The sequence below is a fragment of the Polaromonas sp. P1_G2 genome (assembly GCF_056405515.1).
In genome coordinates, this window is record NZ_JBFUBY010000246.1 from 1 (window position 1) to 6199 (window position 6199).

Consider the following 6199-nt stretch of genomic DNA (forward strand, 5'->3'; position numbering starts at 1 on the left):
GGGCCGGCGTTGTTTGAGCCGAAGGCGAGTTTAGCCGGACCCCGCTTGGCTCGAGCACCGCAGGTTGCCCGTAGCGCAGCGTAGGGACCCAGACTGCGGGTCGCCTTTTCTTTGGTGACTTTCTTTTGGCGAAGCAAAAGAAAGTTACTTGCTGCCGGGCAACCCCCGGCCAGCAGGATTCAGCAAGGTAAGCGCCGTCGGAACAAGACCCGGCCCAGCCCGAACGGCCGGTTCAAGAATCCCTCACAGGCCCTCTCAAGCCCTTGGTCGCCGACCGCTGGCTCTTGCTCTCCAGCCGCCGCTGCTTGGACCCATAAGTAGGTTTGGTAGCCCGCCGCGCCTTGGGCGGATTGGAGACCCCATCGACCACCTCCTGCAACCGCGCCAGCGCATCGGCACGATTCATCTCCTGCGTGCGGTGCTGCTGGGCCTTGAGCACCAGCACGCCTTCCTGCGTGATGCGGCTGTCGGACAGGCACAACAAGCGCTCCTTGATCGCCTCGGGCAGCGAAGAGGCGTGGATGTCAAAGCGCAGGTGCACGGCGCTGGAGACCTTGTTGACGTTCTGCCCGCCCGCGCCTTGCGCGCGTATGGCGCTGAACTCGACCTCGCGTTCGTCAACCGGGAATTTCGGTGGCGCAGCCATGCCAGTCAGCGCTCCACGTCAATCGTCTGCTTCAACCGGCCAGTTCGGCCAGGCCGGCAATCGCCAGGGCATAGCCCTTGACGCCGAAACCGGCCATGACGGCCTTGGCGGCCGGCGAAATATAGGAGTGGTGGCGGAAGGCCTCGCGCGCGTGCACATTGCTGATGTGCAGTTCGATCAGTGTCACGCCCGCGCCCTTGATGGCGTCGTGCAGTGCCACGCTGGTGTGGGTATAGGCGCCCGCATTGAGCACCACGCCGGCCAGCGTGCCGGCGGCCTGCGCGCGGCCGGCCTCGTGGATCGCATCGATCAGCGCGCCTTCATGGTTGCTTTGCCGGAAGTCCAGCTTGAAGCCATGGGCCTTGCAGGCCTGGCTGCACAGCGCCTCGACGTCGGCCAGGGTCTGCGAGCCGTACACGGCCGGTTCGCGCGTGCCCAGCAGGTTGAGATTGGGGCCGTTGAGGACCAGGGCTGTTTTCATGAAGCGGGTCTTTCCTGTGTGTCGATGGGAAGAAGATTGGGTGCGAGGTCCTGCAGCGCGACTGTCCTGCCGGTGGCGATCGAGCGCCGCACGGCTTCCACGGCCAGCAGGCTTTGCAAGGCATCCGTGACCGTGATTATCGGCCCTGCCTTGCCCTCCACCAAATCGCAGAAATGATCCAGCTGCGCCTCTAGCGGATCCACCGCCTCCAGGGCGATGTTTTTTTCGGTGAAAGGCGTCATCCAGCCGGGCTCGCCGCGGCTTTCGGGGCCATGGGTCCAGGTGTGCAAGGTGGGCACGGCCAGCGATCCTTGCGTGCCGGCGATGAAATAGCAGTCTTGCGAGGCATACCGCGCATAAGCCGTGTTTTCGCCCGAGGTCTGCTCCCAACTGCGCGGCGAGGCCACCGTGTCCGACAGCGTGAAAGTGCCCAGCGCGCCGCTGGCAAATTTGAGCGTCATCACGGCCGTGTCTTCGACCTCGAACCCGCGCACCGCGTTGGACACCAGCGCATGGACGGACTCGAGCTCACCGCAGAGGTAGCGCAGGTTGTCCATCTCGTGGATCAGGTTGATCAGGATGGGGCCGCCGCCGGGCTGCGTCCGCCAAGGACCTTGTTCAAAGTAGCTGTCGGGTTTGTAGAACTGCGCGCTGCCCGTCACCGTGACCACGCGGCCCAGCATGCCCGACCTGATGGCCTGCCGCGCTGCCCGCAGCGTGCTGCTGTGCCGCCGGTGGTGGCCCACCAGCATAGGCACAGTCTGCTTCGCCAACGCATCGGCCAGCCACAAGCCGGCTTCCAGCGAATCAGCCACGGGTTTTTCAATCAAGGCCGGCACGCCCTGCCGCGCGCAGGCCAGCGCGCCGGGCACATGCAGGTGGTTGGGTGTAGCGAGGATCACGCCATCGGGCTGGGCCGCGGCCGGCCCGGCGAACAGCGCCTCCAGGCTCTCAAAATGCGGCACGCCGAGGCCGGCGGCGAAGTCCCGCGACGCGGGCTGCGGATCCACCACGGCACACAAACGGGTGCGAGGGCTGGCCTGGATCAGCTCGACATGCCTGCGGCCTATGACACCGGCGCCCGCGACGGCGATGCCCAGCGCGGCGCTGCCGGCCTGCGGCATGTCAGCGCAGGCCTTCGAAAAAGCGCTCCAGCAAGCCGGCGAAAGCGGCCGGCTGTTCGACCGCGCTCAGGTGCGCGGCTGGCAAGGTCTGGAGCTGGGCGCCCGGGATGCTGCTACGGATCGCTTCGGACATGGCCACGGGCGTGGCCTCGTCGCGCGTGCCGGCAATCACCAGGGCCGGGCACTGGATGCCGCCGTTACTGGCCCGAAAGTCGATGCCGGCCACCGCTTCGCAACTCGCGGCGTAGGCGGCCGCATTGGTGTTCACCAGCCGCTCGCGCAATGCGGCCACACGCTGTTTGCCGCCTCCCGTTTCATCGGCGCGGAACTCGGGCGTGAACCAACGCTGCAGCGCGCCGTCGGCAATCGCCTCCACGCCTTGCGCCAGCACGGTTTGCACACGCGCGGACCACATGGCGCGCGCCGCCTCGTCGTAATACATCGCGGCATTGGCCACCGTGATGCTCTTGAGCAGCTGCGGATACTTCGCGGCCAGCGCCTGCGCGGTCATGCCGCCCATGCTGAGGCCGACAAAATGCACGGGGCCGGCGGCATGCGCTTCAATCAGGCCCGCCACGTCATCGGCCAGCATCGCCATGTTGTAAGGGCCGGGCACGGCTTCCGAGCGGCCGTGGCCGCGGTGGTCGTGGCGCAGCACGGTGTAGCGATCCTTGAGCGCGGCGGCCACGCCGTCCCACATGCCGAGCTCGCAGCCCAGCGCGTGGCTGAGCACCACGACCGGCCCGCTGCCCTCCTGGATCCAATGCAGATGAGGTTTTTTCATATTTGATTCTTCAAAAATGGGAAACGCGGGCGCGGGCTCAGGTTGCGGGCAGCAAGCCTTTTTCGCGCAGGATGTCGCCGGCCAGCGCGAACGCATGGTTGGCCGCGGGCACGCCGCAGTAAATCGCGGCCTGCAAAATGACTTCCTTGATCTCGTCGGGCGTGAGGCGCGACTCGGGCGGGCCGTCGAGCGCGGCGCGCACGTGCAGCGCGAACTCCTCATAGGCCTTGAGCGCAATCATGGTCGACAGCACCATGAGGCGGCGCGTCTTGTCGCCCAGCGCCGGGCGGCCCCAGATTTCGTTCCACGCATAACGCGTGATCAGGTCCTGGAACTCGCCGTTGAAGGCATTGCTTTTGGCGATGGACTTGTCCACCCAGGCGTCGCCGAGCACGCGGCGGCGGTTGAGCATGCCTTTTTCGTTGTCGTTCATGGGGTCACCTTTGTTCGTTTGTTGTCGTCAGTCTGCGCAACCAGCGCCTGCAGCGCATCGGCCTGGGCATGCGCCTGGCCGGCGGCCTGCGCGGCCAGTTCCGGGTTGAACCATTCGTCGGCCGCATCTTGCGGCAGTTCGGCGCGCAGCGTGTCGAGGTTGGCGCGCATGCGTTTTGTATCCACCTGCAGGCCGGGCAGTGCTTGCGCCATCGCGCGCACCGAGCCGTGGGCCGACATCAGCAGGCCCGGCCACTCGGCCAGTTCGGCCTGCCAGTTGCCCAGCGCGCGCTCGTGTTCCTGCGGCATGGTGGCCAGCAAGGCGGCCACACGCTGCGGCGCACGCGCGCTGGCCGCGAGCGCCACCATGCAGGCGACGGGATTGCGTTTGTGCGGCATGGCCGACGAACCGCCGCGCCCGGGCTCGGTCGGCTCCGCCAGTTCGCCGACTTCGTACTGGCCCATCAACGAAATGTCTTTCGCGATCTTGCCCAGGCTGCCCACCAGCAGGCCCAGCTCGCAGCCCAACGCCACCCATTCGTCGCGCTGCGTGTGCCACGGAAATGCATCCGCCTTGAGCTTGAGGTCGGCAGCCATCAGCGCGACGACCTGCGGGCCTTTGCCCTTCATCTGCGCGAGGGTGCCGACCGCGCCACCCAGTTGCACGGCCAGCGCGTTGTCGCCGGCGGCCCGCAGGCGCAGCAGGCTGCGTGCCAGCGGTGCGGCCCAGCCAGCGCACTTGAAGCCAAAACTCGTGACCGAGGCCGGCTGCATCAGCGTGCGGGCCAGCACCGGGTCGGCGGCATGGCGGCGCGCCAGCGCCAGCAGCGCCGCGACCGCCTTGCGGATGTCGGCCTCGACCAGGTTCAGCGCGTTGCGCGTCACCAAGGCCAGCGCGGTGTCTATCACGTCCTGCGAGGTCGAACCGAAATGTACATAGCCCGCGGCATCCTTGTTGAAGAGCCCCACGGTTTCCTTGAGGCTCTTGACCAGCGGAATCGCGATGCTGCCGGCGCGCCCGCTTTCGCGCACGATCTTGGCGACGTCGAACAGTTCGACCTTGCAGGTGCCGGTGATGGACTGTGCGGCCGCCTCGGGGATCAGGCCGGCGCTGGCCTGGGCGCGCGCCAGCGAAGCCTCGAAGCGCAGCATCGCGTCAAGAAAATTGCGTTCGCTGAACGCATCCAGTATCTCGGGCGTGGAGAGAAAACCTTCAAAAATACTGCTCATTCCATGCAACTCTCAAAATAATTCAAGCGGGGTAAATCGCCTCGAAGGCATCAACGCTTCAAGCGCATCTGGTTGGGCAGGGGCACGGAGCGCCGCAAGACGTCCTCGCCCAGCCACAGGGCCGAACGCCAGGCGCGCTCCGCCACCGAAGGCAGGGGCATCTGCAGGTAGTCGTCGTTGAACACCTCAAAGCTGTAATCGCCGCGGTAACCCAGGCCGTGCAGCCGGGTCACCAGCGTCGCGAGCGCCTCGCTGTGCACGCCCTCGCCGGGGAAGACGCGGAAATGCCGGGCGGTGGCGATGCGCTCTTCGACCGACTTGATCTCGGTCCACATGAAGTCGGCCAGCTGCACCAGGAAAATCCTGTCCGGGTCCAGGATGTCGAGCTCGTCCAGCGAGGTGCCGGTGGCGAACATGTGATACGAATCAAAACCCAGGCCCAGGTTGGGCATGTCTGCTTCGCAGATGATCTCCCAGGCCTGTGGAAATTCGTTGACCACGCGTCCCCAGGACAGGGCCTCGTAGGCGATCTTGATGTTCATCGGGATCGCCAGCATGGCCAGCTTGCGCAGGTCTTTCACCAGCGCGGCGGTCTCGCCGGTGGCATGCACCGAGGTCGACGAGCAGACCAGCAGCAGCCGGCAGTCCAGCGCATGGCACATGTCCAGCATGGACTTGGCGATGTCCATCTTGTAGTCGTGCAGGTGGCCCGACAGGCCCTCGAAGTCGCGCAGCACCTGGAAGCCCGTGACACGCAGGCCGCTGGCGCGCACCGCGGCCACAGCGGCTTCCATGCCGTCCGGGTGGCCGACGATGTCTTTGGCGGCCAGCATGATCTGCGTGAAGCCGGCCTCGCGCGCGGCCTTGAGCTTGGCCTCCAGCGGCCCCGCGAGCGAGATGGTGTCCATCCCGAAGTCGTCAATGTTTCCGCTGTAGTGGCTCATGATGTGTGCTGCCCGTTCAGCGCTTGTTGTGGACCAGCTCGAAGCTCACGCTGCCCATCCAGGTCCGCGTGAGGGCTCCGCGGTCCTCGGTGTGCACGCCGCGCGATTCGACGAACTCCACGCCGCGCTGGCTGAGTTCGGCCACCGAGGCCAGCACGTCGGGGCTGCCCAGGCCCACGCGCTGCAGGGCCTCGTCGCCCTCCACGTCCAGCACGCTGGCCTCGGGCTCTATCAGCTGCAGGTAAAAGCGCGAGGCCGCCGGGCAGGGGCTGCGCAGGATGCGGCCCTTGGGCAGTATGCCGAAACGCTGGTCGTCAGGCAGGTCGGTAAAACCGAAGAGCTCGCGGTAGAACTCGGCCCAGTCCTCGGTGCGGTCGTTGCCGATGTACTGCACGACGCCGAAAAAATGCAGGCCGGCGACGGCCGGCGGGTGCGGCTCCACCGTCGGGATGGCCACAAAGTCCACGTCGTAAATCGAAAAGGTTTCGTAGCGGTCGACAAAATAGATGCGGCTCTTGCCCACGCCGTGGATGGCCGGGATGTTGAGCTCCATCACCT

Annotated in this window: 7 protein-coding genes and 1 pseudogene; all 8 read right to left on the minus strand. The window is 66.3% G+C overall.

From position 1 onward, the window contains the following. Nucleotides 1-232 precede the first annotated feature (232 nt). On the minus strand, nucleotides 233-646 hold the full coding sequence (gene arfB / locus AC1D0P_RS20135; protein WP_477678378.1) for an alternative ribosome rescue aminoacyl-tRNA hydrolase ArfB: 414 nt from the start codon (nucleotides 644-646) through the stop codon (nucleotides 233-235). Between the two features lie 31 nt (nucleotides 647-677). Next, on the minus strand, nucleotides 678-1127 hold the full coding sequence (gene aroQ / locus AC1D0P_RS20140; RefSeq protein WP_436155354.1) for a type II 3-dehydroquinate dehydratase: 450 nt from the start codon (nucleotides 1125-1127) through the stop codon (nucleotides 678-680). Further along, nucleotides 1124-2251 carry a Gfo/Idh/MocA family protein gene (locus AC1D0P_RS20145; protein WP_477678379.1) on the minus strand — a complete coding sequence of 376 codons (1128 nt, stop codon included), beginning with the start codon at nucleotides 2249-2251 and terminating at the stop codon, nucleotides 1124-1126. The genes aroQ and AC1D0P_RS20145 overlap by 4 nt, the downstream gene beginning before the upstream one ends. A 1-nt stretch (nucleotide 2252) precedes the next feature. Further along, on the minus strand, nucleotides 2253-3035 hold the full coding sequence (locus AC1D0P_RS20150; protein ID WP_477678380.1) for an alpha/beta fold hydrolase: 783 nt from the start codon (nucleotides 3033-3035) through the stop codon (nucleotides 2253-2255). A 37-nt stretch (nucleotides 3036-3072) separates the two neighbouring features. Continuing rightward, a complete protein-coding gene (locus tag AC1D0P_RS20155; protein WP_477678381.1) occupies nucleotides 3073-3468 on the minus strand; it encodes a carboxymuconolactone decarboxylase family protein in 396 nt (131 codons plus the stop codon). Further along, nucleotides 3465-4697, minus strand: a complete 1233-nt coding sequence (pcaB, locus tag AC1D0P_RS20160) for a 3-carboxy-cis,cis-muconate cycloisomerase (protein ID WP_477678382.1) — start codon at nucleotides 4695-4697, stop codon at nucleotides 3465-3467. Before pcaB ends, AC1D0P_RS20155 begins: the two co-directional genes overlap by 4 nt. 50 nt (nucleotides 4698-4747) lie before the next feature. Continuing rightward, complete coding sequence (locus AC1D0P_RS20165) at nucleotides 4748-5641, minus strand: sugar phosphate isomerase/epimerase family protein (RefSeq protein ID WP_477678383.1); 894 nt, start codon at nucleotides 5639-5641, stop codon at nucleotides 4748-4750. 16 nt (nucleotides 5642-5657) lie between these two features. Then, a pseudogene (locus tag AC1D0P_RS20170) lies at nucleotides 5658-6199 on the minus strand (4-hydroxyphenylpyruvate dioxygenase); the annotation flags it as partial.